The organism is Ruegeria sp. YTSC106, from assembly GCF_059609765.1.
Genome location: NZ_JBXWMI010000014.1, coordinates 66,618 through 88,946 on the forward strand (window position 1 = coordinate 66,618; position 22,329 = coordinate 88,946).

The following is a 22,329-nucleotide window of genomic DNA, read 5'->3' on the forward strand; positions in this document are numbered from 1 at the left end:
CGGCGGGTTGCTAGAACTTGTTGTCCTCGATGCGCAGCTGACGGGCGCGGGACAGAATCGCATCCTCCACGGCACGTGTTGTTGCCGCGCTTACCGGGGCGCCACCGCTGGATTGCAGGGCGACGGACAAAGACCGGGCTGCAAGCGCCGGATCGCTGACGTGTACGGTCGCCCTGTATGACCGGCCACCACCCGGAGGGGTGCCGTAACCTGTTACGATCACTCCGGTAAACGGATCGACCTCCTGCACTGGCAGGAAATTCAATATGTCCAGAGAAGCTGCCCACAGGTACCGGTTTACATTGGTGGTCTGCTCGGCCGTGCTGCGGTCAAAAATATCCCACAACGTTGAACGTTCGGGATCGTTCAATTCGCGTTCATCGGAGTTACCGCTGGCGGGATTGGGGGAATATGTCGAAGTGGTTCGATTCTGCCCGCATGCCGCAATAGTGGTGGTCAGCATGATTAATCCCAAAATCGTAGGCAGGCGCATTGTCAGCAGGTCCTGTTTCACTTGTTGTGCAGTATTCAGGGCATACTCCTAGCCAAGGACCCTCGCTGCAACAAGCCTATTCTTCTGAAATGTAAGTGTATCACCCGCATCCGGGCGAAAAGGAACTGTGGCATCCTTGCACCAATCTGACCCCAATGACGTGACCGGGTTTATGCCAAGCTTGCGCAACAGGGGCAAAAAGAGCGAAACGGTGTCCGTGCTGAGACATATGCCTAGGCATGTGTCGAGTAGATAACTCTTTTGAATGAAACCGAGGGAAACAAGATGAAAAAAGTTCTCTTCGCATCGACGGCGCTGATCGCGACCGCAGGCGTTGCAGCAGCTGAAGTTAACTTCAGCGGTTATGGCCGTTTTGGTATTGGCTACACTGAAGATCGTAGCGAAACCACCATCGTTCGTGGGCCTGGCGCCGATGGCCTGAACGGGACAGCCGACGACGTCCTGGCAAGCTCGACCGCTCAAACCGACGACGTCATTCTGGTATCGCGCTTCCGTCTGAACATCGACGGCATCGCAGAAACCGATGGCGGCGTACGTTTTGAAGGCCGTGTTCGTCTGCAGGCCGACGAAGACGCCAGCAACGGTGAAGCAAACTCGGCCGGCCTGAACGGCGCACGCTTCTCGGTCATCTACGGTGGTCTGCGTGTTGACGCGGGCAACGTCGCAGGTTCGTTTGACAACCTGGCAAACTACTACGGCAACGAAGTAGGTCTGGAACTGTTCGCTGGTCAGTACTCGGGCGTTAACTATAACTTCCTGGCGTACTCGTCGACCGGTTCGGGTGCGAACGCTGTGTTCTTCCAGTACTCCGTAGGCGACTTCTCGTTTGGCGCATCGTATGACCAAGCACAGGCTACCGTTATCGGAGCTGGTGGTACAACTTCGACCACCGTTGACGCAGACCGCTGGGACATCAGCGCAACCTACACCTTCAACAACATCACTGCCGCTGTTGCCTATGGTCAGACCGACGCGGGTGTTGCCGGTGTAAGCGATCCGAGCCTGACCGTTCTGACCCTGGGTGGCGAATGGGGTGACTTCTCGGGTACTCTGTTTGTCGCGGACGACTCAACTGGGGTTGCAGCGACTGACGGTACTGCATGGGGTCTGTCGGCTGCCTACAACTTGGGCGCTGCAACCACCCTGCTGTTCACCTACGGTGACGGTAACGCCTCTGCTGACCTTCAGCAGGTTGCTATCGGTGCGATCTACGACCTGGGTGGCGGTGTATCGCTGCGCGGTGGTCTGGGTGTAAACGACTGTGACTCTTGCGCAGACTCGACTATGAAGGCTGACTTCGGTGCTCAGTTCAACTTCTAAGCTGATCTGAACCGTAAGGTTTAAGGGCGGGTCTTCGGACTCGCCCTTTTCTTTTGTGCTGACTTGGTGTTTTTCTGCGCCAAAGACAGATTGAGGGCCCCATGTCGTTGCAAGAGATCACCGCGCGTATCGCCAAAGCCGAAGCCAAAGCACAACGGCAGGACGGTTCGGTAAAATTGATTGCCGTGTCCAAGGTGCAGCCCAACGAACGGGTTCAGGCTGTTCTTGAACAGGGGCACAGGTGTTTTGGTGAGAACCGGGTGCAGGAGGCGGCCAGCAAATGGCCCGCTTTCAAAGAGCAGTTTGATGCTGTCGATCTGCATCTCATCGGCCCTTTGCAGACCAACAAGGCCAGGCAGGCAATGGAACTGTGTAATGCGATCCATTCTGTCGATCGCCTCAAACTGGCCAAAACCCTGGCGCGGCTGGCGCAAGAGGTGGGATGCTGCCCCGACCTGTTCATTCAAGTCAATACGGGTGAAGAAGCGCAAAAAGCAGGCGTTCTTCCTGCGGACGCGGACGGGTTCATCGCGGAATGCCAGTCTTTGGACCTTCCGGTGCGTGGGTTGATGTGCATCCCGCCGGTCGATGAAGAACCCACACTTCATTTCGCGCTTTTGGCCAAGATCGCCGCACGCAACGGGCTTGAGGGGTTGTCGATGGGTATGAGTGGTGATTTCGAGCAGGCCATCGCATTGGGCGCGACCCATGTCCGCGTCGGATCGGCCATTTTCGGCGAGCGGGTCAAACCTCTGGGATAATCAGGCGCGTTCCAAGGGAAATTCGCCCTGCAATCCAGTGCAGATGGTCCCGACGGAAGGCAATGCAGCCTTCGGTCGGGTAACCGGGCCTGCGCCATTGGTGCAGAAAAATCGCCGATCCCATGCCGGGAACCGCATTCGGCCAGTTCCAGTCTGTCAACAGGACCAGATCGTAAAGCGGATCGGCCCGGCGCAGTTTTTCATGACTGAACGCATAAGGGGCAGACACCATGTGATTGTAATGGGTGTCCTCTACGTCATCCGACCATAAGTCCATCGGCCCAATCGGGATCGCCCAGAAGTTGGGTGCGATCAGCCGATCAGGTCGGTAGAGCATTCCAACGATTCGATGGCATCCCGTAGGTGTCGCCCCATCGCCCTCGCGTTTCGTGTTGCTCAATCCGCCTTTGCCAATGGAACAGGCGAAAGTCCTGCCAAGAAAGCGAACGCCACGCGGGGAAAGCACAAGATCGTCTGGGGTCACAGCAAGTGCCCGGATTTCGCGGCTTTCGTGGCCAGGTATCCCCGGTTATGCGCGGTTTCGCCTACTTTCAATGGTACACGTTCGGTTACGGCAATGCCTGCCCGCTCCATCATCGAGATCTTGGCGGGGTTGTTGGTGAGCAGGCGCACCGAATTGAAACCCAGAGATTTCAGGATATCCGATCCAAGTCGGAAATCGCGCTCATCATCTTCAAAGCCGAGCCTGTGGTTGGCTTCTACCGTGTCAAAGCCCTGATCTTGAAGAAAATAGGCTCGCATCTTGTTGGCCAGCCCGATACCGCGCCCTTCTTGGTTCAGGTACAGAAGAACACCTGCCCCTTCGGCCCCCATTTGTGCCAGGGCGCCGCGCAATTGCGGACCGCAGTCGCATTTCAGGCTGCCCATCAGATCGCCCGTGAAACAGGCAGAATGCAACCGGGCCAGAACCGGCTTGTCCCGATCCGGGCGGCCTATTTCGACCGCGTAATGTTCTTCTCCGCCATCTTCGGGGCGGAAAACATGCAGGCGACCGGCCTCGGACACTTCCATCGGAAGGCGGGCGACGACCACCTCATGCAAGGCGCTGCGGTCCGCAAGATGCGGCGCGGCGCGTGTGTGATCAATGCAGGTCAGGCCATGCGAAGCGGCCAAGGCCCGGCCGTCTTCAACTGGCACGACGACCGCAGCAGGAAGAATGCGAGCCGACTTGGCCAACGCAATTGCTATGCGGTGCAGATTGGCGTTACCGTGGCGCTCGGTCATCAGCGGCCCTTTCATCGGCGCGTTCAGATCGTCTGAGGGATCGGCAACCGCCTGCACCCATGTGATGTCTGCATCAGCGGGAATCGAAACCCGCGCGAGATCACCGTCATAGGCCCGCGCTTTAAGAGTTTCAGCCCGCCGCCCGGTAATGGCCACCACTGGTTCCCCGAGCTTTTTCAGATCAGCCAGGCGCTGTGGGCTGAGCGTTTCCGCAGAGATCGCCACAACGCTAAAGCCTCTGTCATCGGTCAGCACCACAGGAACGCCCATGCGCAGATCGGCCCGGGCCCTGGCCAGAAGTTCGGTGATATCGGGAATGAGACTCATCTATGTTACCCTATAACGCTGAGCCCTTCTCCTAGCTCTTTCGAAAGGAAATGTGAAACATTTCTGCCAACTCTGACACGAAGGCGTGAAACCGTTGCAGCAAATCTTGTTGATTGCATATTCCGCGCGCAAGTGATGGAAAAGCGTTTGGAGGACCGGGAAATGGCTCAACTCAAGAAAATCCTGTTGGTGGACGATGACGAGGATCTGCGCGAGGCGCTCAGCGAGCAACTTGTAATGACCGAGGATTTTGACGTTTTCGAAGCGTCAGACGGCCAGTCCGCAATGGAGCGCGCGCGCGAAGCGATCTATGATCTGGTCATTCTTGATGTTGGTCTGCCCGATACCGATGGGCGGGAACTGTGTCGCCTGATGCGCAAACAGGGTGTCAAAAGCCCGATCCTGATGCTGACCGGTCATGACAGCGATGCCGATACGATCCTTGGCCTGGACGCCGGCGCGAACGATTATGTCTCCAAACCATTCAAATTCCCGGTGTTGTTGGCCCGTATCCGCGCTCAGCTGCGGCAGCACGAACAATCCGAAGACGCGGTATTTGTGCTTGGCCCCTACACCTTTAAGCCAGCGATGAAGATGCTGATCACGGAAGAAGATCGCAAAATCCGTCTGACCGAAAAAGAAACCAACATCCTCAAGTTCCTGTACCGTTCGACCGATGGCGTCGTGGCGCGGGATGTGCTGTTGCACGAAGTGTGGGGTTATAATGCCGGGGTCACGACCCACACGCTGGAAACCCACATCTACCGTTTGCGTCAGAAGATCGAGCCCGATCCGTCCAATGCGCGCCTTTTGGTCACAGAATCGGGTGGATATAGGCTCGTGTCTTAACTGGTTGTGGATTGATGTGGATCAAAGTGATACTCTGTACTCATAATTAGGTTACTCCCAACCCGTGCATGTCCGGGTTATGACATGTACCTCCCTGTTGGACTGCCGGGCCGAATGGCCCGGCTTTTTTTTTCGTTGCTGAGGGAAGGTTTCCACACAAGTCAGACAGCCGCATTGACCGATATTTGACCAATGATGGAGGTGAGCTCTGCGGCGGTTTACCCTTCCGCTGGGGCAACGGCGCGCAGGTAAAGGTGCCACGTGGTGTGGCCAAGGATCGGAAGGGTAAAGATCAGCCCCAGAAACGCCGGAACCAGCGACAACAGCATGGTAACCGAGATGATCGCCGCCCAGCCGAGCATGACCACCGGGCTTTCCGATACGACGCGCAAAGAGGTCAACATGGCGGAAATGAAGTTGGTCTCTCGGTCGAGCAGCAAAGGCATGGCGACGACGGTCACCGAAAACAGTACGGCCGACAGGAATGCGCCGACACAGGTGCCTACGGCAAGGAATACCCAACCCTGCGGTGTGAAGAATACGGCGTTCAAAAACCCGTCGAAATCCGAAAAGGATGCGTTCTGGAGGATGATCGCCAGCCAAAGCCGAACCTGGTAAATCCATACCCAGAAAATGAAAAGAGTGACAAAGGCCATCCAGCCCATTTCACGTTTGCGTTGATTGGCCATAACGGTCAGGATTTCAGACCAGCCAAAGCTTTCACCTTTCTGCAAACGGCGCGACATTTCATAAAGCCCGGCGGCGGCAAAAGGTGCGATCAGCGGAAAGCCTACAATGGCAGGGATAATCATCCAGATCTGGCCAAGCCAGATCAGGGCCCAAACCAACAGAATTCCGAAAACCGCAAAGAAAAGGCCGAAGAAACCGCTCATGACAGGACGGGCCAGAAAGTCGGAAAACCCTGCCTTCAGTGACGCTGTGATATCATCTACAGTGACCCTGTTGACCTTGGGCATGGCCTGCTGCTGTGGCGTCAGGTTTTCCGGCGGCGTGGAACCTGCGGATTCGGATGCCATGACACACTCCTCCCAAAGCATAGTGCCGGTCGGGTCTGTTCGCGAACAGACCCAGCGGTGAAACAGACATTCCTAATTCGCGCACAAGTCTGCATCAGGCGAGGTATCAGGGCAAGGGAAAGCGCGACGGCGAAGCTCGTTGACCTGCCGACGGATAGTCAAGGCATGAAGCTGCCTTTTCTCGTGGCAACTGGCTTTGTGCCACGCTAACCTGCGCCAATCGCGACAAAGGAATCCCCGACATGCCTTTCACCCTTGCCACATGGAACATCAATTCTGTTCGCCTGCGTGAGCCTATCGTGCTGAAATTGCTGCAGGAAGAAGCCCCAGATGTATTGTGCCTGCAAGAATGTAAATCACCGGTTGAGAAAATCCCGACCGAAGGTTTTGCCGAACTGGGTTACACGCACATGATTGCGCGAGGGCAAAAAGGGTACAACGGTGTCGCCATCCTGTCGCGCCTGCCGATGGAAGAGGTTGGCGATCAGGATTTCGCAGGCCTCGGACATGCCCGCCACATTGCCGGTCGGTTGGAAAACGGTGTCACGATTCATAACTTCTATGTTCCGGCGGGCGGCGATGTGCCGGACCGGGACGTGAATGAGAAATTCGGCCAAAAGCTCGACTACCTCACTGATATGCGCGATTGGTTCCGTGCGGAAAAGCCGGCTAAATCCATCCTTGTCGGCGACCTGAACATCGCCCCGCGTGAGGATGACGTTTGGTCACATAAACAACTGCTGAAGGTCGTCTCGCACACGCCCATCGAGGTCGAGCATCTGGCCGAGACACGGGAAGCAGGCGGCTGGGTCGATATCACCCGTCAGGATATTCAGGAAGGACAGCTTTACAGCTGGTGGTCCTATCGCGCCCGGGATTGGGATGCGGCAGACAAGGGGCGTCGGCTGGATCATATCTGGGCTACGGCCGATATCTCGAACGCGGGCCATTCCAGCCGTATCCTGAGGGATGCCCGTGGGTGGGAAAAACCCAGCGATCACGCTCCGGTCTTTGCCAGTTTCGACGTCTGATCCGCAACTCAGCCCTTGGTTTCCGCGGCCAGCGACTGCATATAGGGCGCAAATTCGAACGAAAGAGTGATTGCCATGGACCTTCTGAACGGCGGAGACGCCCCAGCAACCGATCTGATCCAAGACGGGACCGAGGCCACTTTCATGGCCGATGTGGTCGAAACCTCGCAGGAAACACCTGTGATCGTCGATTTCTGGGCGCCTTGGTGTGGCCCGTGCAAAACCCTTGGCCCGATGCTGGAAGAGGCTGTGACAGCCGCGAAAGGCGCGGTGAAGATGGTCAAGATCAATGTGGATGAGGCGCAGACAATTGCTGCGCAAATGCGCATCCAGTCGATTCCGACCGTCTATGCCTTTTTCAAGGGCCAGCCGGTGGACGGGTTTCAAGGCGCGTTGCCGGGATCCGAGATCAAGGCCTTCGTGGACCGTGTGATCGAAGCCGCAGGTGGTGAAAGCCCGGGCGGCCAGTTGGAGGATGCCGTGCAGGCTGCCGAGGAAATGCTTGCCGAAGGTGCGGCTGCGGACGCGGCTCAGACTTTTGCCGCAATTCTGGGTGAAGATCCAAACCACGCCGCGGCTTATGGTGGGCTGGTGCGGGCGCATATCGCCACCGGTGATCTGGAGCAGGCAGAGGCGATCCTGAACGGCGCTCCGGCCGAGATTTCTACTTCGGCCGAGCTGGAGGCCGCACATGCGCAACTGGAACTTGCCAAGCAGGCGGCAGATGCCGGCCCCGTCGCCGAGCTGATGGCAGCTGTCGAGGCTGATCCGGACAACCATCAGGCCCGCTTTGATCTGGCGCAGGCGCTGCACGCGAACGGCGATGTGGAAGAAGCCGTGGCACAATTGCTGGAACTGTTCCGCCGGGATCGTGAATGGAATGAGGGCGCGGCCAAGACCCAGCTTTTCACGATCTTCGATGCGCTCAAGGCCAATGACCCAATTGTTCTGAACGGACGCCGCAAACTCAGCTCGATGATATTTGCCTAATCTTCGATCAGAGCTAGAATTGGGAACATGATGCATCCCGCCGACCTGCCGGATACAGTATCCGTTTTTCCATTGCCCGGGGCACTGCTGCTGCCCCGCTCGCGCTTGCCGCTGCACATATTCGAGCCGCGCTATCTTCAAATGCTGGACGATGCGCTGAAAACCAAGGAACGGTTGATCGCGATGGTTCAACCCAACCCCTCGATCAGTGATGAAGACAAGCTGCACCGTATCGGATGCGCAGGGCGGGTGACGCAGTTTTCGGAAACGGAAGATGGCCGCTACCTGATCACGTTGACCGGTGTATCCCGGTTCAGGGTCCTGTCAGAGCTGGACGCTTTCACGCCCTACCGGCGGTGCGCAGTCTCGTGGGAAGGGTTCGACCGTGACCTCGGCAAGGTTGAGAAAGACAACGAGTTCGACCGCGCAAAGTTCCTGACATTGCTGGAGCGTTTCTTTTCATCCCGCCAATTGTCCACCGATTGGGACTCGCTCAAGGACGCCGAGGATGAGCTTTTGGTGAATTCTCTGTCGATGCTTTTGGATTTCGACCCCGAGGACAAGCAGGCCCTGCTGGAGGCCCCCTGCCTTCGCACCCGGCGCGAGACTTTGGTGACGCTGATTGAATTCGCCATGCGTGGCGGATCGAGTGAGGAAAAACTTCAATGACAGACCCTGAACACGCCTTTGATCGCCACATGCTCGAGGCAATGATCTGCCCGCAAACGCATACGACGCTGCACTATGACGCCGAAAAGCGAGAGCTTGTTTCAAAGGCCGCCGGTTTGGCTTTTCCGATCCGTAACGGTATTCCGGTCATGCTGGTCGATGAGGCACGGAAGCTGGATTAAATCGAGCGCCCCTGCAACAGCTTGGGCAAATCACCTGTCAGCCCGGCAGCTTCGCGAACGAAACCGCGACGCAGTCCGGGCAAAGCGCCGACAACTCCCATGCCAATGTCACGTCCAAGGCGCAGCAACGGATTGTCGTTTGAAAACATCTTGTTGAAGACATCCGTCGCCATCGCCAGCGAGGCCGTGTCGAAACGGCGCCATTCCTGATAGCGCTCCAGAACGATAAGCGAGCTGATATCCTCGCCGCGCCGTCCCGCCAAAGTCAGAACTTCAGCCAGGGCGCCGACATCGCGCAGGCCGGCATTCAGGCCCTGACCGGCAATGGGGTGCATTCCGTGCGCGGCATCCCCAACCAACGCCATGCGATCACTGATGAAGGAATTGGCGATGGTCAGGTTCAGCGGGTAAGTGAAACGATCACCCGCCAGACTGATTTTGCCTAGAAAATCGCCAAATCGCGGGCGCAGCGCTTGCACGTAATCACCCTCGGGCAGGGCGTTGATGTGCTGTGCGGTTTCGGTGCGTTCGCTCCAGACGATGGAACTGCGATTGCCAGTCAACGGCAGAATCGCCAGCGGACCGGGTGGCATGAAAAACTGATGCGCAATGCCATTATGTGGCAGCTCATGTTCGATGGCGCAGACCAATGCCGTCTGGCCATAATCCCAACCGGTGCGTTTGATGCCGGCCCGTGACGCGGTTCCGCTGCCGCGACCATCACACCCAATCAGCAGGCTGCCGCCCAAGGTTGTGCCGTCGTCCAACGTCACGGTCACTTTGGCAGTGTCGGCCTGTTGCGAAACGACGGATTTACCGCTTACTTGGGTGATGCGCGGCTCTTCGGCCATCGCGTCCAGAAAAGCACGGCGCAGGTGACGATCCTCGACCATATACCCCATCGGGCCTTCTTCGATCTCGGCATGGTCGAAATGCATGAAAAAAGGCGATGGTCCTGTTCCGGCATGACCATCTGTAACCTTGATTTCCAGCATTGGTTGGGCGTGTTGCGCGACGCGGCCCCAGACGCCGATGGCATCCAACAACCGCTGTGAGGCCAGAGCCAGCGCATAGGCACGCCCGTCGAATGCCGCGTTCTTGCGCACCTTTTCGACCAGCGCATCGATCACCGTGACCGAGTGACCGGTTTGTGCCAGTGCCAGCGCCAAAGCAGGGCCGTTTAGCCCGCCGCCCACGATCAGAATGTCAGAAGCCTGTGTCATGCCCTGCAATATGCGCGCCCTTTCGGGATTGTCCATGTGCAGTCCTGTCGCTACCGTCACCCAAAGCCGAAAAATCAGGAGGGGTAAGATGCAGGACTGGTTGACCATGACCGCGTGTGATTTGGGCCGTGGCGTTGGCATGGGCCAGATCGATCCGGTCGAACTGACGGAAACCTACCTGTCCGCTATTGACGTTCATCCGCATCGGGACCGCATTTATGCCCGCGTCACCCATGACCGCGCCCGGGCTGAGGCTGAAGCCGCCCAGCAGCGTGCCAAACTGGGATTGCGACGGTCGTTGCTGGACGGGGTCCCGATCAGTTGGAAAGACCTGTTCGACACCGCCGGTACCGTGACCGAGGCCGGTTCGGCTCTGTTGAAGGATCGCGTACCAGATGCGGATGCGCTGGTGCTGGGCAACGCGACTCAGATGGGAACGGTTTGTCTGGGCAAGACGCATATGAGCGAGCTTGCCTTTTCCGGTCTCGGGTTGAACCCGATCACCGAAACCCCGCCTTGCATTCATGACGAGGCAGCAGTGCCCGGGGGGTCGTCTTCAGGGGCGGCGGCCTCGGTCGCCTGGGGGTTGGCGGCGTGTGGCATCGGGTCGGACACGGGCGGCTCGGTGCGTATCCCGGCGGCTTGGAATGGTCTGGTGGGGCTGAAAACCACTGCAGGGCGGCTCAGCCTGGAAGGTGTGGTACCGCTTTGCCTGCGGTTTGACACGGTTGGACCTGTGGCGCGTTCGGTCGAGGATGCCGCGCATGTGCTGGCTTTGCTCGAGGGGGGAACGCCTGCTGATCTGCGTGGAGCTTCGCTGAAAGGACGCCGTTTTGCCGATTTGCAGAACATCGCCAAGGACGACCTGCGCGACACGCCGCGCAAAGCGTATGACGAAGCCGTTGCCAAACTTGCGGACGCGGGTGCCGAGATCGTGCCGTTGGAAGTGCCCGAGTTGAACGAAGCCATGACGTTGACCAGCATCGTATACACGACTGAGGCCTATGGGCTGTGGCGCGATGTCATCGAAGCCAATCCCGAAGCGATGTATCCCGAGATTCTCGAACGATTCCGCATCGGCATGGGATATTCGGGCCCCGATTATGTGGCCGCCTGGGCCAAGCTCAAGGCGTGTCGCAGCGCGTGGGACGCAGCAACCGCGGCGTTTGATGCGGTTCTGGCGCCGACGGCTCCGATTTTGCCACCCAATCTGGACCGCTTGCTCAGCGATCACGACTACTACGTGACCGAGAATCTGCTGGCCCTGCGCAACACGCGTATTGGAAATCTGATGGGGCTTGCGGCGCTGAGCCTGCCCACCGGAACCCCCGGTTGCGGGTTGATGATGCTGGGTTATCCAGGGTCGGAAGAGGCGTTGTTGCGGCTTGGTTCGGCAGCGGAATCGGTGCTGGCCTGAATGCCACAATCCCCTGATTCGGAACCTCTTTGTCTGGACGAAGAGGCCCACGGACTGTAATCTGCTAAAAAAACGGGGCACCAATGACCCCGATGTTGAGGCAGTATTATGGATTTCCCCGAGCGGTTTTCGAACCTACCGGCTTATGCATTCCCGCGTCTGCGCGCTCTGTTGGATCGTCACCAGCCGGGCGGTGATGTCGTTCATATGACCATTGGTGCGCCTACCCATGACTTTCCGGCTTGGGTGACGGATGTCATCATGGAAAACGCCGCCGGGTTCCAAGGATATCCCCCGAACGAAGGCTCGGATGACCTGCGCAGTGCGATCACGGGCTGGATCAAGCGGCGATATGGGGTTCAGATGGACCCTGATGCCAACGTGATGGCGTTGAACGGTACGCGCGAGGGCCTATACAACGCCGCCATGGCTTTGTGCCCGGAACAGAAGAATGGTGAGCAACCGATCATCCTGTGCCCGAATCCGTTTTATCAGGTCTACATGGTCGCCTCGCTGTCAGTTGGCGCGCAGCCATACTTCGTGCCAGCCACCGCCGCGACGGGCCATCTGCCAGATTATGCTGGCCTACCTGAGGACGTGCTGAACCGTACTGCCGTGGCCTATATCTGTTCACCGGCCAATCCTCAGGGGGCCGTTGCCTCGCGCGATTATTGGACCAAACTGATCCGTCTGGCCGAGCAGTACGATTTCCGCATTTTTGCGGATGAGTGTTATTCCGAGATTTACCGGGAAGAAGCGCCGACAGGGGTTCTGACTGTAGCGCAGGACCTGGGCGCGGACCCTGAGCGGATCACGCTTTTCAACTCGCTGTCCAAACGCTCGAACCTGGCGGGGTTGCGCTCGGGTCTAATCGCGGGCGGCACTGAGACGATCAAACAGGTCAAGCAATTGCGCACATATGCCGGATCGCCGCTGCCACTGCCGTTACAGGCAGCCGCTGCCCGGGTGTGGGCAGATGAGACTCATGTCGAACAAAACCGCGCGCTGTACCAGGAAAAATACGCCATTGCGGATGAAGTGTTTGCTGGCGTGCAGGGATACATGTCACCAGAGGCAGGGTTCTTTCTGTGGCTGCCGGTCGAGAATGGCGAAGACACTGCATTGAAGGTCTGGAAAGAAACCGGCGTTCGGGTCCTGCCGGGCGCATATCTTTCCCAAGGCGATCCGGGACAAAACCCGGGCACAGGCTTTATCCGGGTTGCGTTGGTGGCCCCAAAAACAGAGTTGCAGCGTGGTCTGATCACACTCCGCGACTGCATCTATTCGTGAGGTACGAGGGCAAAATGGCATCATATAACGCGCGCAACCGCGATCCATTGCTGGACAGCACAACGCAGGCAGCCTTGGAGCGACGTAGCAAGGAGTTGATTGGCATCGCCCTGATCCTGTTGGGTTTGGCAGCGGCCGCGATGATCTGGTCCTACACACCCGATGATCCCAACTGGATGGTGTCGACCGACGCGCCGGTGCAAAACTGGATGGGGCGGATTGGTGCCTCGATCGCTGCACCCTTGTTTATGATCGTCGGCTGGGGAAGCTGGGGCATCGCGTTGATTCTGATCGGATGGGGTCTTCGGTTTGCCGGCCATTTTGGGGAAGACCGTGCCATCGCGCGTCTGATCTTTGCGCCGATTTGGATCGCTGTTGTGTCGGTGTATGCCGCGACGCTGGTCCCGGATGCCGATTGGCGTGCCACTCACAGTTATGGTCTGGGCGGATTGTTTGGCGATACCGTCATGGGCGCGTTGCTGACCTTGCTGCCGATTTCGTCACATTTTCTGGTGAAGCTGATGTCTCTGGCCATGGCGGTCGGGATGATCGCGCTGGGCATATTTGTTTTGGGCTTCACCAAAACTGATGTGAAAAAGGGATTCCGAGCCTTCTTGCTGGGTCTCGTTATGGCATACGACATGCTGATGACCCTGATGGGGCGTGGTGCGGCCTCGGCTGCGCAGGCTGCGCGAGATCGCCGGGCACAGTGGGAAGAGCGCAAACTTGCGCGTGGCGCGGCGGCCGAGGCCCTGTTTGAAGACGATCTGGCTTATGCCGATCCAACCTTTGAAGAGCCCGAGCTGGAAAGCCCGGAACCTGCGGTAAAAGGCGGCCTGCTGTCGCGAATGCCGTCGCTTATCCGCCGCCCTGACCCTATGCCCGAACCTGAGCTGGTCGATCCGGAGCCCATCATGGGTTTTGACGAGATGCCAGGTGAAGATCGCATCCGGTCGAAAATCTCGGCAGCTGTGCGCAATCGCAAAGTGGCCACCGGTGAGGTGACGCCCGAACCCGATCCGAACCTTCCACTGACCAAAGGACGTGGCCGCCGCCCCGGCCCGTTGATCCTGAACACAAGCCAGCCGGATGGCCTGCCGATGGAACCGCCGGTGACAGCCACGGGTCTGCCGCCCGAACCACCCGTAACAGCGGATGACATATCAGAATGGCAGGAGTCCGAGCCGGTCGAATACGCGCCCGAGCCAGTGCAGAACCACTATGCGCCCGAACCGGACGCGGACGATGACCCGGTCTTCGAGGATGTAGAAGAGGCTGTTCTGCAACCACGCCCGGCGATGAAAATCCCGGTGGCCGAACCGCGCAAGCCTGTGGTTGCGCAACCGGTACGCCGCACACCGCAACCGTCACGCCGTGCACAGGCCGAAGCGCAGCCTGCATTATCCTTTGAAGAGCGGCACTCCGACTTCGAACTGCCACCTCTGGGCCTCTTGTCGAACCCGTCCAGCATTCAGCGCCACCATCTGAGCGATGAAGCCTTGGAAGAAAATGCGCGGATGCTGGAAAATGTTCTGGATGATTACGGCGTCAAGGGCGAGATCGTCAGCGTTCGCCCCGGCCCGGTTGTCACCATGTACGAGCTGGAGCCTGCTCCGGGTCTGAAGGCAAGCCGTGTGATCGGCCTGGCCGACGACATCGCACGCTCAATGTCGGCGCTGTCGGCGCGGGTTTCGACCTTGCCGGGGCGTTCGGTGATCGGTATCGAACTGCCGAACGAGAATCGCGAAATGGTGGTTCTGCGCGAAATCCTCGCCAGCCGTGACTTTGGCGATGGCAACCAGGCGCTGCCCCTGGCGTTGGGCAAGGATATCGGCGGCGAATCCGTTGTAGCGAACCTGGCGAAGATGCCGCACTTGCTGATAGCGGGCACCACCGGGTCAGGTAAATCGGTGGCAATCAACACGATGATCCTGTCGCTGCTGTACAAGTTGACGCCGGATGAATGCCGTCTGATCATGATCGATCCCAAGATGCTGGAACTGTCTGTGTATGATGGCATCCCGCATCTGCTCTCACCCGTTGTGACCGATCCGAAAAAGGCGGTCGTTGCCCTGAAATGGGTCGTGGGCGAAATGGAGGATCGCTATCGCAAGATGTCCAAAATGGGCGTTCGCAACATCGCGGGCTACAATGGCCGTGTGAAGGACGCTTTGGCCAAGGGTGAAATGTTCAGCCGCACGGTGCAGACCGGGTTTGACGATGAAACCGGCGAACCGACGTTCGAAACCGAAGAGTTCGCGCCCGAGGCGATGCCCTATATCGTCGTCATCGTCGATGAGATGGCAGATCTGATGATGGTTGCAGGTAAAGAGATCGAAGCCTGTATCCAGCGTCTGGCGCAAATGGCGCGGGCCTCGGGCATTCACCTGATCATGGCCACACAGCGTCCATCGGTCGACGTGATCACCGGTACGATCAAGGCAAACTTCCCAACGCGGATTTCGTTCCAGGTGACGTCGAAAGTCGACAGCCGCACCATTCTGGGTGAAATGGGGGCCGAACAGCTGCTGGGACAGGGTGACATGCTTTACATGGCCGGAGGCGCCAAAATCACCCGCTGCCACGGTCCGTTTGTGTCGGACGAAGAGGTCGAGGAAATCGTCAACCACCTGAAGCAGTTCGGTCCGCCGGATTACGTCAGCACGGTGCTGGATGGCCCGGCCGAAGATAAGGCTGACAATATCGATGCCGTTCTGGGGCTGAACACAGGTGGCAATACGAACGGAGAGGATGCGCTCTACGATCAGGCGGTGGCGATCGTGATCAAGGATCGCAAATGCTCGACCTCGTACATTCAGCGAAAACTTGCCATCGGCTACAACAAAGCTGCGCGGCTTGTTGAGCAAATGGAAGACGAAGGCGTTGTTTCGTCAGCAAATCATGTCGGGAAACGCGAAATCCTCGTCCCCGAACAGTAAGATATTTAATAACAAGGGCAGAAGGCCTATCTGTACGGCATGAAACAGATTGCTTTTGCCCTTGCTTTGACACTGGCCGCACCCGCCGCATGGGCTGCGGACAAACTGCCGCTTTCGCAGATTTCCAATTACCTGAACGGGTTGAAGACGGTTCAGACGACATTCACGCAGGTGAATGATGATGGCTCACTGAGCACCGGAAAGCTGTGGATGCAGCGACCTGGAAAGATGCGGTTTGAATATGACCCCCCCAACAGTGCAGTGGTTCTGGCGCGTTCGGGGAGTGTTCAGATCTTTGATCCGAAATCGAACCAGCCGCCCGAGCAATACCCGCTTAAACGCACGCCCCTGTCCATCGTGCTGGCGCGCAACGTGAACCTGAGCCAGGCGAATATGGTCATGGGTCACAGCTTTGATGGGACGGCCACGGTTGTCACCGCGCAGGACCCTAAAAACCCCGAAGCGGGCCGGATCGAACTGATGTTCACGGACAATCCGGTCGAGCTGCGTAAATGGGTGATCCACGACAATGCCGGCAGCCAGACAACGGTATTGCTGGGCGCCCTGAATGAAGGCGGTCGCCTTGATCAGAAGCTGTTCTCGGACAAAAAGAGAAGCGGGTCAGGCAATCGCTGACCCGCTTGTATGTATCATTATCGGCAGTTCGCCAACTGTGCCTGATATAGCTGCGCGCGTGCGTCCACGTCATTGGCAACGTTCAATAACCAGGATTTGTTGTTGTAGCTGCCACGCGCGTAGCCTGTATGGCCTTCATGATAGGCCAGGTATTGATTGCGCGTGTCGCTGGGATGGATGCCGTTACGCTCGTAGCTTTTGTTCATGTACCAGCCGATAAAGTCCGAGGCGTCGCGGATGCGATCCCGCTTAGCCCGGCGTTTTCCGGTTTCGCGCTGGTATTGCTCCCACGTACCATCAAGCGCCTGACCATAGCCATAAGCGCTGCTTTGACGGCCCATCGGGATCACGCCCAGAACATATCTGTGCGGCGTGCGCGCGTCATGCTTGTACCGGCTTTCCTGATAGATGGTCGCCATCTGAACGTGAACCGGAACGCCCCATTTGCGCTCGGTATTCTTGAAGGCCTTGATAAAGTCGGGTTTTTCACGCGCAATACTGCACGCGTCGTTCAATCTGCTGGGCGGCTGTTTGGAGCCGCCCCCACAGGATGCCAGAAGCAGCACCCCTAGGAGTACGAAAAGAATTCTGCTCATGTGCCTCGTGCCTTTTTTTTGGGTATTCTAGCGCAGATTGAGCGCTGAGGAAATCACAATCGCTATAAAATGATTGCCAGAATAGCCGGTAACGCCGCTACGGACAGCACAGTGGACACCATGACCATGCCGGCGACGGCATCGGAATCGGCACCAAACCGTTCGGCCAACAGGTAAGAGGTCACGGCAACCGGTGTACAAATCTGAAGAACCAGAACGCCAAATGCGATTGTATCCAGATCAAACCATCCTCCGATCCCCCATCCCAGCGCAAAGCACACCGCCAGCTTCAGCGCCGACAGCCACAGCGCCTGCCCCAGACTTCGCGAGGTCAGGCGGGCGATTGCCACACCCAACGTGACCAGCATCAGGGGGACGGCCATTTGCCCAAGAAGCTCAAGCGTGTTGGTCAGAAATGTCGGCGTCTGCCACCCCTGCGACAGAAATACGGCGCCAAGGATCGTCGCCCAGGCCATTGGTTGGCGCGCGACCTGTCCCCACGCACCTTTCCCGGCGACCAGATAAATCCCATAGGTGAAAGAAAACAATGCGGTGACTGACAGAAAGATGACTGCGTACCCCAGGCCGACCTGGCCAAAGGCAAAGATACATAGCGGCAGGCCGAGATTGCCGGTATTGCCGAAAATCAAAGGTGACAGATACGTTCGCGGGTCCAGTTTCAATCCTCGAACGATCAGCCAGAACAACACTGCCAGCAGCAGATTTGCAACCAGGGTCGCCATTGTGAAGCGCGACAGATCATTGCCCGGGATTTCAGTTTGCATGAGGGCAACAAAAATCAGGCTGGGCATTGCCAGCATCGTTGCAAAGCGGGTGACGAATTGCAGGCGGTATTCAAACCCCAGCTTGACCCAGGTAAAACCAACAGCCGCCAAGAGAAAAACCGGCGACACGATTTCGAACACTGTCAGTATAAGGTTCACAGACTGTTTCCCTGATTTTCACATCAATGGTTGGCTTTTCGGCCCGGAAACGGGTAAAAAAACGTTGGGGGCTGAAACAATGCTAAAGACACGTGCAAAATACGGCTTGGGCCAGGTGGTTCGTCATAAGAAACATCCTTTTCGAGGGGTGATTTTTGACGTGGATCCCGAGTTTTCGAATACCGAAGAATGGTATCAGGCCATTCCGGAAGACAGCCGCCCAAGGAAAGAGCAGCCGTTCTATCACCTGCTGGCCGAGAACGATCAATCCTTCTATGTTGCTTATGTTTCAGAACAAAATCTGGTTGCCGACTATTCCGGCGAACCGGTAGAGCACCCGGATATCCCCAATATGTTCGGTCCATTCGAAGACGGTTCATATCCTTTGCATTTTCACCTGAACTAGGTGAACCGAACGGGTGGCCACAGGGCCGCCACTGATCAATATCCAAGGGCACAGCCATCCTTGCGTGGGTCGCTTGCACCTTCCAAAATACCGTCGTTTCGGATTCGGATCGCTTGCGCTCCGCCAAGTGGCGTTTCCGGTACTTCAATATTGTGGCCGATATCGGACAATTGTTTCGCGACCTCCTCGGGATACCCGCGTTCCAGTTTCAGAACCGATCCGTCGAAAAAGGCGCGCGGCGCATCGATGCTTTCCTGCAACCCCAACCCGAAGTCAGTGAGGTTTGAAACGAAGCGCGCGTGTCCGGTTGGCTGATAGGCCCCGCCCATGACGCCAAAAGGCATCGCAACACGACCGTTCTCGGTCAGCATTCCCGGAATGATCGTGTGCATCGGGCGCTTACCGCCTCCCAGCTCGTTGGGGTGGCCGGGTTGCAATGTGAATCCGGCCCCGCGGTTTTGCAGCAATATACCGTACTTTTCTGATGCGATACCGGATCCAAAGCTGTGGAAAATAGAATAGATCAGTGAAACAGCCATCTGATCGCGGTCGACGACAGTGATGTACACGGTGTCCCTGTGGATGGCTTCAGTCAAAGGCGCCGCTGCGGGCATTGCATTGTTGGGATCGATGAGAGCCGCAAGTCTGGCGGCTACGTCAGGGTCAAGGAAGCGCTCTGTTCTGACCATATGGTCCGGGTCTGCGATGAACCGGTTGCGCGCGTCATATGCCAGTTTGGTCGCTTCTGCTTCGATATGAACCCTATCTGCGCCGACCGGGTCCATACTGGCCAGATCGAAGTGTTTCAGGATGTTCAGAAGCAAAATTGCGGTTGCACCTTGACCATTCGGTGGATGTTCCACCAGATCAACGCCGTTATAGCTTCCGCGCATCGGCTCTGTTTCCGTGCATTTCGTGTTTTGAAAATCGTCGGTGGTGTGGACGCCGCCCATAGCTGAAAGTGCTGCGATCATGTCGTTGGCGATATCGCCAGAGTAGAACGCATCACGTCCATGACTGACGATCTGACGCAGAACTTCAGCTTGTCCAGGCGCGCGAAAGACCTGCCCGGTTGTCGGGATCTGCCCATTGATCAAATAATGATCGCGCGCAGCTCCTTGCAGGGTTGCCGCCCCGGATTGCCAGTCGAAAGCGACCCTGGGTGCAACCGGAACGCCCTGTTCGGCATAGTGAATCGCAGGGCGCAGGATCGCCTCCAGCCCCAAACGCCCTTCGCTTTCCGCCAGGCGGCAGAAGGCATCCACGGCTCCGGGAATGGTCACGGCATCCGGACCGTCCAAAGGTATGGATGGCAGGCCTCGGTCTCGCAACATCTGTGATTGCGCGGCAGCCGGTGCGCGGCCCGATCCATTAAGTGCGCGTATCTTGTTTTCGCCTGCGCGATTGAACAGAACGAAACAATCACCACCCAATCCGGTCATCTGTGGTTCGCAAATTCCAAGAAGAACAGCCCCGGCGATCGCGGCATCCATCGCGTTGCCGCCTTGGCCCAGGATATCTATGGCCACCTTGGCCGCCAGCGGATGCGATGTCGCGCACATGCCTTGCGTGGCAAAAACTTCGGATCGGCCGGGACTGTGCAGATCACGCATGGCGAATTCTCTCTCTCTTTGGAACAAGGGAAAGCTATTCACTCATCAGCGATTGTCCAGCGATTTCAGGAGAGAATTTCCTCGGCGCCATTCACTGGGTGGGGGCTGTGATATGCGGCGCCGAGGGAAGCTATCTGAGCTACGAGTCACTGTATGGCGGTTGTTTGCGGCGCGACAATGTTTCGAAAATGACCTTATTGTGACCAATTGTGGTCGGTCATCCATTGGGTTCAAAGTCAAATCGCAGGGAAAGCCGATTGCATCCACTGCGCCGCTCGTACCGGATATCGCTGGTGAGACGATGTATCAGGAACCAGCCGAACCCGCCTTCGGGAAGCTCCTGGAGGTCGGATCCAAGTGGAGCAGGGGTGCCATCTGGAGGTCGGTATCCAGGCAGCGGCCGACCCGTATCCGAGATCAAGATGTCCAGAAGATCCCTGTCCAGTCGACAGGTAACCTGAACCTTGGCAGGGGCAACGCCATTATACGCGTGCTCCACGACGTTGTTGATGGCCTCAGCCAACGCAATCTTCACATCACCGGCTTTGTGGGGCGGCAATCCCCGCTCCGCCAGACCGACGCTGAGCTTTGCAATGCCCGCACTGGCTTCGGATTCGGTTGCAGGGAACGTCAGTTCCAGACAGGTCTTGTTTTCAATCGGCTCCACGCCATCTATCCCTTGCCGCCGTCAGGCGTCCGTCTCTGACAACGCGTCATCCAGTGTTTCAAAAAGCCTGAAAACCGTATCCATGCGTGTCAGGCGGAAGACTTTTTCGACCACTGGCTGCAATCCGGCCAGATCAAGCCTCCGATCTTTCCTCAGCTGTTTCATTGAGGCAACGATTGCACCCAAGCCGCTGGAGTCAATGAACTCGACGTCGGACAGATCCAGAACAATGCGATGAGCGCTGTCCTCGGTATTGGCGCGCATGTCTTCTTTGAACTGAATGGCCATTGCAGCATCGATCCGGTCGGCATGAACGGTGATGATCTGAGTTTCGCCGGTTGTCTTGCTGGTCAGCCCCATGATCCCGCCGCCTTCCAAACTGAAAATGAGTCGTAGAAATACGCTAGACGGCAATTCTTACCATTCGGTATTCAAGAGCCGGAAAGCAGGAGGAAAACCTGGATGAGAGACGTTGTTATAGCAGGGGCCGCCCGCACACCGATGGGCGGATTCCAGGGCATGTTTGATGGTGTTGCTGCGGCTGACCTCGGGGGCGAAGCAATCCGCGCGGCATTGCAGCAGGCGAGGGTGCAGTCAGTTGACGAAGTGCTGATGGGTTGCGTTTTGCCTGCGGGACAAGGCCAGGCACCTGCCCGGCAGGCAGGATTCGCGGCTGGGTTGGGCGAAGAGGTTCCCGCCACCACGCTGAACAAAATGTGTGGTTCGGGGATGAAGGCCGCAATGATGTCCTTTGACCAAATTGCCTTGGGCCATGCAGATACGATGGTCGCGGGTGGCATGGAAAGCATGACCAACGCGCCGTATCTTCTTCCCAAGATGCGCGGCGGTGCCCGCATTGGCCACGGCCAGGTGGTTGATCACATGTTCCTTGACGGCCTTGAAGATGCCTATGACAAAGGCCGTCTGATGGGGACTTTCGCCGAAGATTGTGCCGAGGCGTACCAGTTCACCCGTGAAGCACAGGATGAATATGCGCTGCAATCTCTGTCCAACGCGCTGTCTGCGCAGGAAAGTGGTGCATTCGATCAGGAAATCGCGCCTGTTACGGTCCGGACGCGAAAGGGTGAAATTCTGCTGGAGTCAGATGAGCAGCCCAAATCTGCCCGCCCCGAGAAGATCCCGACGCTGAAGCCTGCGTTCCGCAAGGACGGTACGGTGACAGCTGCCAACTCGTCTTCAATTTCAGACGGCGCGGCGGCGCTGGTTCTTGCGTCGGCAGAAGCCGCCGAAGCGCAGGGCATAACGGTTCGGGCCCGGATTTTGGGTCATGCGAGTCATGCTCAGGCCCCCGGCCTTTTCACGACGGCTCCGGTCCCGGCGGCGCAGAAGCTCTTGTCGCGCATAGGTTGGGGCAAGGATGACGTCGACCTGTGGGAAGTGAACGAGGCCTTCGCGGTTGTCCCGATGGCTTTCATGCACGAGATGAACCTTCCGCGTGACAAGGTGAATGTGAATGGCGGCGCCTGTGCCCTGGGTCACCCTATCGGTGCCTCTGGTGCCCGCATCATCGTTACTTTGTTGAATGCGCTGGAAAAACGAAACCTCAAGCGGGGTGTCGCGGCGATCTGCATTGGCGGAGGTGAAGGCACGGCCATTGCCATTGAACGCGTTTGACCCTGCTTCATTTTCCAAATACTCCGAAGGTTCGGGGA

Annotated in this window: 23 protein-coding genes; 13 read left to right on the forward strand and 10 right to left on the reverse strand. The window is 57.7% G+C overall.

The window, feature by feature from the left end:
* Window positions 1-10 precede the first annotated feature (10 nt).
* A complete protein-coding gene (locus tag AC2FEB_RS17835) occupies window positions 11-493 on the reverse strand; it encodes a DUF3576 domain-containing protein (RefSeq protein ID WP_117872955.1) in 483 nt (160 codons plus the stop codon).
* Between the two features lie 285 nt (window positions 494-778).
* Here AC2FEB_RS17835 and AC2FEB_RS17840 point away from each other — a divergent pair, with 285 nt between their 5' ends.
* Together AC2FEB_RS17840 and AC2FEB_RS17845 are read left to right on the forward strand one after the other, a co-directional pair.
* Window positions 779-1,834, forward strand: a complete 1,056-nt coding sequence (locus AC2FEB_RS17840) for a porin (RefSeq protein WP_117872956.1) — start codon at window positions 779-781, stop codon at window positions 1,832-1,834.
* 101 nt (window positions 1,835-1,935) lie between these two features.
* Complete coding sequence (locus AC2FEB_RS17845; protein ID WP_496675487.1) at window positions 1,936-2,595, forward strand: YggS family pyridoxal phosphate-dependent enzyme; 660 nt, start codon at window positions 1,936-1,938, stop codon at window positions 2,593-2,595.
* On the opposite strand, the gene AC2FEB_RS17850 is transcribed toward AC2FEB_RS17845, so the two are convergent.
* Both AC2FEB_RS17850 and ribA read right to left on the reverse strand, forming a co-directional pair.
* A complete protein-coding gene (locus AC2FEB_RS17850) occupies window positions 2,579-3,079 on the reverse strand; it encodes a L,D-transpeptidase family protein (RefSeq protein ID WP_496675489.1) in 501 nt (166 codons plus the stop codon). The genes AC2FEB_RS17845 and AC2FEB_RS17850 overlap by 17 nt on opposite strands.
* Window positions 3,076-4,167: a GTP cyclohydrolase II gene (gene ribA / locus AC2FEB_RS17855; RefSeq protein ID WP_496675491.1), complete on the reverse strand. Its 1,092-nt coding sequence runs from the start codon at window positions 4,165-4,167 to the stop codon at window positions 3,076-3,078. Before ribA ends, AC2FEB_RS17850 begins: the two co-directional genes overlap by 4 nt.
* A 162-nt stretch (window positions 4,168-4,329) precedes the next feature.
* Here ribA and AC2FEB_RS17860 point away from each other — a divergent pair, with 162 nt between their 5' ends.
* Window positions 4,330-5,016, forward strand: a complete 687-nt coding sequence (locus tag AC2FEB_RS17860) for a response regulator transcription factor (RefSeq protein WP_117872957.1) — start codon at window positions 4,330-4,332, stop codon at window positions 5,014-5,016.
* A 218-nt stretch (window positions 5,017-5,234) separates the two neighbouring features.
* On the opposite strand, the gene AC2FEB_RS17865 is transcribed toward AC2FEB_RS17860, so the two are convergent.
* Window positions 5,235-6,053 (reverse strand): DUF2189 domain-containing protein, encoded by an 819-nt coding sequence (locus AC2FEB_RS17865; protein ID WP_496675494.1) that lies wholly within the window; start codon window positions 6,051-6,053, stop codon window positions 5,235-5,237.
* Window positions 6,054-6,295: 242 nt separating this feature from the next.
* Here AC2FEB_RS17865 and AC2FEB_RS17870 point away from each other — a divergent pair, with 242 nt between their 5' ends.
* The 4 genes from AC2FEB_RS17870 to AC2FEB_RS17885 all read left to right on the forward strand — a co-directional run bounded on the left by AC2FEB_RS17870 (window position 6,296) and on the right by AC2FEB_RS17885 (window position 8,925).
* Window positions 6,296-7,084: an exodeoxyribonuclease III gene (locus AC2FEB_RS17870; protein ID WP_496675496.1), complete on the forward strand. Its 789-nt coding sequence runs from the start codon at window positions 6,296-6,298 to the stop codon at window positions 7,082-7,084.
* 75 nt (window positions 7,085-7,159) lie between these two features.
* Window positions 7,160-8,074: a thioredoxin gene (gene trxA, locus AC2FEB_RS17875; protein ID WP_496675498.1), complete on the forward strand. Its 915-nt coding sequence runs from the start codon at window positions 7,160-7,162 to the stop codon at window positions 8,072-8,074.
* A gap of 27 nt (window positions 8,075-8,101) precedes the next feature.
* The gene (locus AC2FEB_RS17880; protein ID WP_496675500.1) at window positions 8,102-8,743 is read left to right on the forward strand and encodes an LON peptidase substrate-binding domain-containing protein; all 642 of its coding nucleotides are present in this window, start codon (window positions 8,102-8,104) and stop codon (window positions 8,741-8,743) included.
* Entirely contained in the window at window positions 8,740-8,925 is a 186-nt protein-coding gene (locus AC2FEB_RS17885) for a Trm112 family protein (RefSeq protein WP_117872046.1), read from the forward strand. Before AC2FEB_RS17880 ends, AC2FEB_RS17885 begins: the two co-directional genes overlap by 4 nt.
* Here the strand turns inward: AC2FEB_RS17885 and AC2FEB_RS17890 are convergent.
* On the reverse strand, window positions 8,922-10,184 hold the full coding sequence (locus tag AC2FEB_RS17890; RefSeq protein ID WP_496675504.1) for an FAD-dependent monooxygenase: 1,263 nt from the start codon (window positions 10,182-10,184) through the stop codon (window positions 8,922-8,924). The two genes, AC2FEB_RS17885 and AC2FEB_RS17890, sit on opposite strands and share 4 nt — an antisense overlap.
* Window positions 10,185-10,236: 52 nt before the next feature.
* On the opposite strand from AC2FEB_RS17890, the gene AC2FEB_RS17895 reads away from it, so the two are divergent.
* The 4 genes from AC2FEB_RS17895 (at window position 10,237) to AC2FEB_RS17910 (ending at window position 16,430) form a co-directional block, all read left to right on the forward strand.
* The gene (locus AC2FEB_RS17895; protein ID WP_496675506.1) at window positions 10,237-11,565 is read left to right on the forward strand and encodes an amidase; all 1,329 of its coding nucleotides are present in this window, start codon (window positions 10,237-10,239) and stop codon (window positions 11,563-11,565) included.
* Between the two features lie 108 nt (window positions 11,566-11,673).
* Window positions 11,674-12,855 (forward strand): aminotransferase class I/II-fold pyridoxal phosphate-dependent enzyme, encoded by a 1,182-nt coding sequence (locus AC2FEB_RS17900; protein WP_496675509.1) that lies wholly within the window; start codon window positions 11,674-11,676, stop codon window positions 12,853-12,855.
* Window positions 12,856-12,869: 14 nt separating this feature from the next.
* Complete coding sequence (locus AC2FEB_RS17905) at window positions 12,870-15,794, forward strand: DNA translocase FtsK (protein WP_496675511.1); 2,925 nt, start codon at window positions 12,870-12,872, stop codon at window positions 15,792-15,794.
* A gap of 39 nt (window positions 15,795-15,833) precedes the next feature.
* Complete coding sequence (locus AC2FEB_RS17910) at window positions 15,834-16,430, forward strand: LolA family protein (protein ID WP_117872054.1); 597 nt, start codon at window positions 15,834-15,836, stop codon at window positions 16,428-16,430.
* 17 nt (window positions 16,431-16,447) lie between these two features.
* Here the strand turns inward: AC2FEB_RS17910 and AC2FEB_RS17915 are convergent, their stop codons facing one another.
* Window positions 16,448-17,026 (reverse strand): transglycosylase SLT domain-containing protein, encoded by a 579-nt coding sequence (locus AC2FEB_RS17915; RefSeq protein WP_117872056.1) that lies wholly within the window; start codon window positions 17,024-17,026, stop codon window positions 16,448-16,450.
* Between the two features lie 62 nt (window positions 17,027-17,088).
* Entirely contained in the window at window positions 17,089-17,970 is an 882-nt protein-coding gene (locus AC2FEB_RS17920) for an AEC family transporter (protein WP_117872059.1), read from the reverse strand.
* 79 nt (window positions 17,971-18,049) lie between these two features.
* On the opposite strand from AC2FEB_RS17920, the gene hspQ reads away from it, so the two are divergent.
* A complete protein-coding gene (gene hspQ, locus AC2FEB_RS17925; protein ID WP_117872061.1) occupies window positions 18,050-18,376 on the forward strand; it encodes a heat shock protein HspQ in 327 nt (108 codons plus the stop codon).
* 35 nt (window positions 18,377-18,411) lie between these two features.
* On the opposite strand, the gene ggt is transcribed toward hspQ, so the two are convergent.
* The 3 genes from ggt to AC2FEB_RS17940 all read right to left on the reverse strand — a co-directional run bounded on the left by ggt (window position 18,412) and on the right by AC2FEB_RS17940 (window position 21,016).
* A complete protein-coding gene (gene ggt / locus AC2FEB_RS17930; protein ID WP_496675517.1) occupies window positions 18,412-19,989 on the reverse strand; it encodes a gamma-glutamyltransferase in 1,578 nt (525 codons plus the stop codon).
* A gap of 217 nt (window positions 19,990-20,206) precedes the next feature.
* Complete coding sequence (locus tag AC2FEB_RS17935) at window positions 20,207-20,656, reverse strand: ATP-binding protein (protein WP_117872065.1); 450 nt, start codon at window positions 20,654-20,656, stop codon at window positions 20,207-20,209.
* Between the two features lie 21 nt (window positions 20,657-20,677).
* Window positions 20,678-21,016, reverse strand: coding sequence for an STAS domain-containing protein (locus AC2FEB_RS17940; protein ID WP_496675519.1), 339 nt, complete (start codon window positions 21,014-21,016; stop codon window positions 20,678-20,680).
* Window positions 21,017-21,118: 102 nt separating this feature from the next.
* Between AC2FEB_RS17940 and AC2FEB_RS17945 the strand changes: the two genes are divergently transcribed.
* On the forward strand, window positions 21,119-22,291 hold the full coding sequence (locus AC2FEB_RS17945) for a thiolase family protein (RefSeq protein ID WP_496675521.1): 1,173 nt from the start codon (window positions 21,119-21,121) through the stop codon (window positions 22,289-22,291).
* Window positions 22,292-22,329 lie beyond the last annotated feature (38 nt).

What these genes read in the sequence shown, in the direction of transcription:
- AC2FEB_RS17945 (WP_496675521.1), top strand. Translation starts at nt 21,119, where the DNA reads ATGAGAGACGTTGTTATAGCAGGGGCCGCCCGCACACCGATGGGCGGA.
- AC2FEB_RS17940 (WP_496675519.1), bottom strand. Translation starts at nt 21,016, where the DNA reads ATGGGGCTGACCAGCAAGACAACCGGCGAAACTCAGATCATCACCGTT.
- AC2FEB_RS17840 (WP_117872956.1), top strand. Translation starts at nt 779, where the DNA reads ATGAAAAAAGTTCTCTTCGCATCGACGGCGCTGATCGCGACCGCAGGC.
- AC2FEB_RS17895 (WP_496675506.1), top strand. Translation starts at nt 10,237, where the DNA reads ATGCAGGACTGGTTGACCATGACCGCGTGTGATTTGGGCCGTGGCGTT.
- AC2FEB_RS17835 (WP_117872955.1), bottom strand. Translation starts at nt 493, where the DNA reads ATGCGCCTGCCTACGATTTTGGGATTAATCATGCTGACCACCACTATT.
- AC2FEB_RS17870 (WP_496675496.1), top strand. Translation starts at nt 6,296, where the DNA reads ATGCCTTTCACCCTTGCCACATGGAACATCAATTCTGTTCGCCTGCGT.
- AC2FEB_RS17845 (WP_496675487.1), top strand. Translation starts at nt 1,936, where the DNA reads ATGTCGTTGCAAGAGATCACCGCGCGTATCGCCAAAGCCGAAGCCAAA.
- hspQ (WP_117872061.1), top strand. Translation starts at nt 18,050, where the DNA reads ATGCTAAAGACACGTGCAAAATACGGCTTGGGCCAGGTGGTTCGTCAT.
- ribA (WP_496675491.1), bottom strand. Translation starts at nt 4,167, where the DNA reads ATGAGTCTCATTCCCGATATCACCGAACTTCTGGCCAGGGCCCGGGCC.
- AC2FEB_RS17880 (WP_496675500.1), top strand. Translation starts at nt 8,102, where the DNA reads ATGATGCATCCCGCCGACCTGCCGGATACAGTATCCGTTTTTCCATTG.
- trxA (WP_496675498.1), top strand. Translation starts at nt 7,160, where the DNA reads ATGGACCTTCTGAACGGCGGAGACGCCCCAGCAACCGATCTGATCCAA.
- ggt (WP_496675517.1), bottom strand. Translation starts at nt 19,989, where the DNA reads ATGCGTGATCTGCACAGTCCCGGCCGATCCGAAGTTTTTGCCACGCAA.
- AC2FEB_RS17910 (WP_117872054.1), top strand. Translation starts at nt 15,834, where the DNA reads ATGAAACAGATTGCTTTTGCCCTTGCTTTGACACTGGCCGCACCCGCC.
- AC2FEB_RS17900 (WP_496675509.1), top strand. Translation starts at nt 11,674, where the DNA reads ATGGATTTCCCCGAGCGGTTTTCGAACCTACCGGCTTATGCATTCCCG.
- AC2FEB_RS17885 (WP_117872046.1), top strand. Translation starts at nt 8,740, where the DNA reads ATGACAGACCCTGAACACGCCTTTGATCGCCACATGCTCGAGGCAATG.
- AC2FEB_RS17905 (WP_496675511.1), top strand. Translation starts at nt 12,870, where the DNA reads ATGGCATCATATAACGCGCGCAACCGCGATCCATTGCTGGACAGCACA.
- AC2FEB_RS17890 (WP_496675504.1), bottom strand. Translation starts at nt 10,184, where the DNA reads ATGGACAATCCCGAAAGGGCGCGCATATTGCAGGGCATGACACAGGCT.
- AC2FEB_RS17860 (WP_117872957.1), top strand. Translation starts at nt 4,330, where the DNA reads ATGGCTCAACTCAAGAAAATCCTGTTGGTGGACGATGACGAGGATCTG.
- AC2FEB_RS17915 (WP_117872056.1), bottom strand. Translation starts at nt 17,026, where the DNA reads ATGAGCAGAATTCTTTTCGTACTCCTAGGGGTGCTGCTTCTGGCATCC.
- AC2FEB_RS17865 (WP_496675494.1), bottom strand. Translation starts at nt 6,053, where the DNA reads ATGGCATCCGAATCCGCAGGTTCCACGCCGCCGGAAAACCTGACGCCA.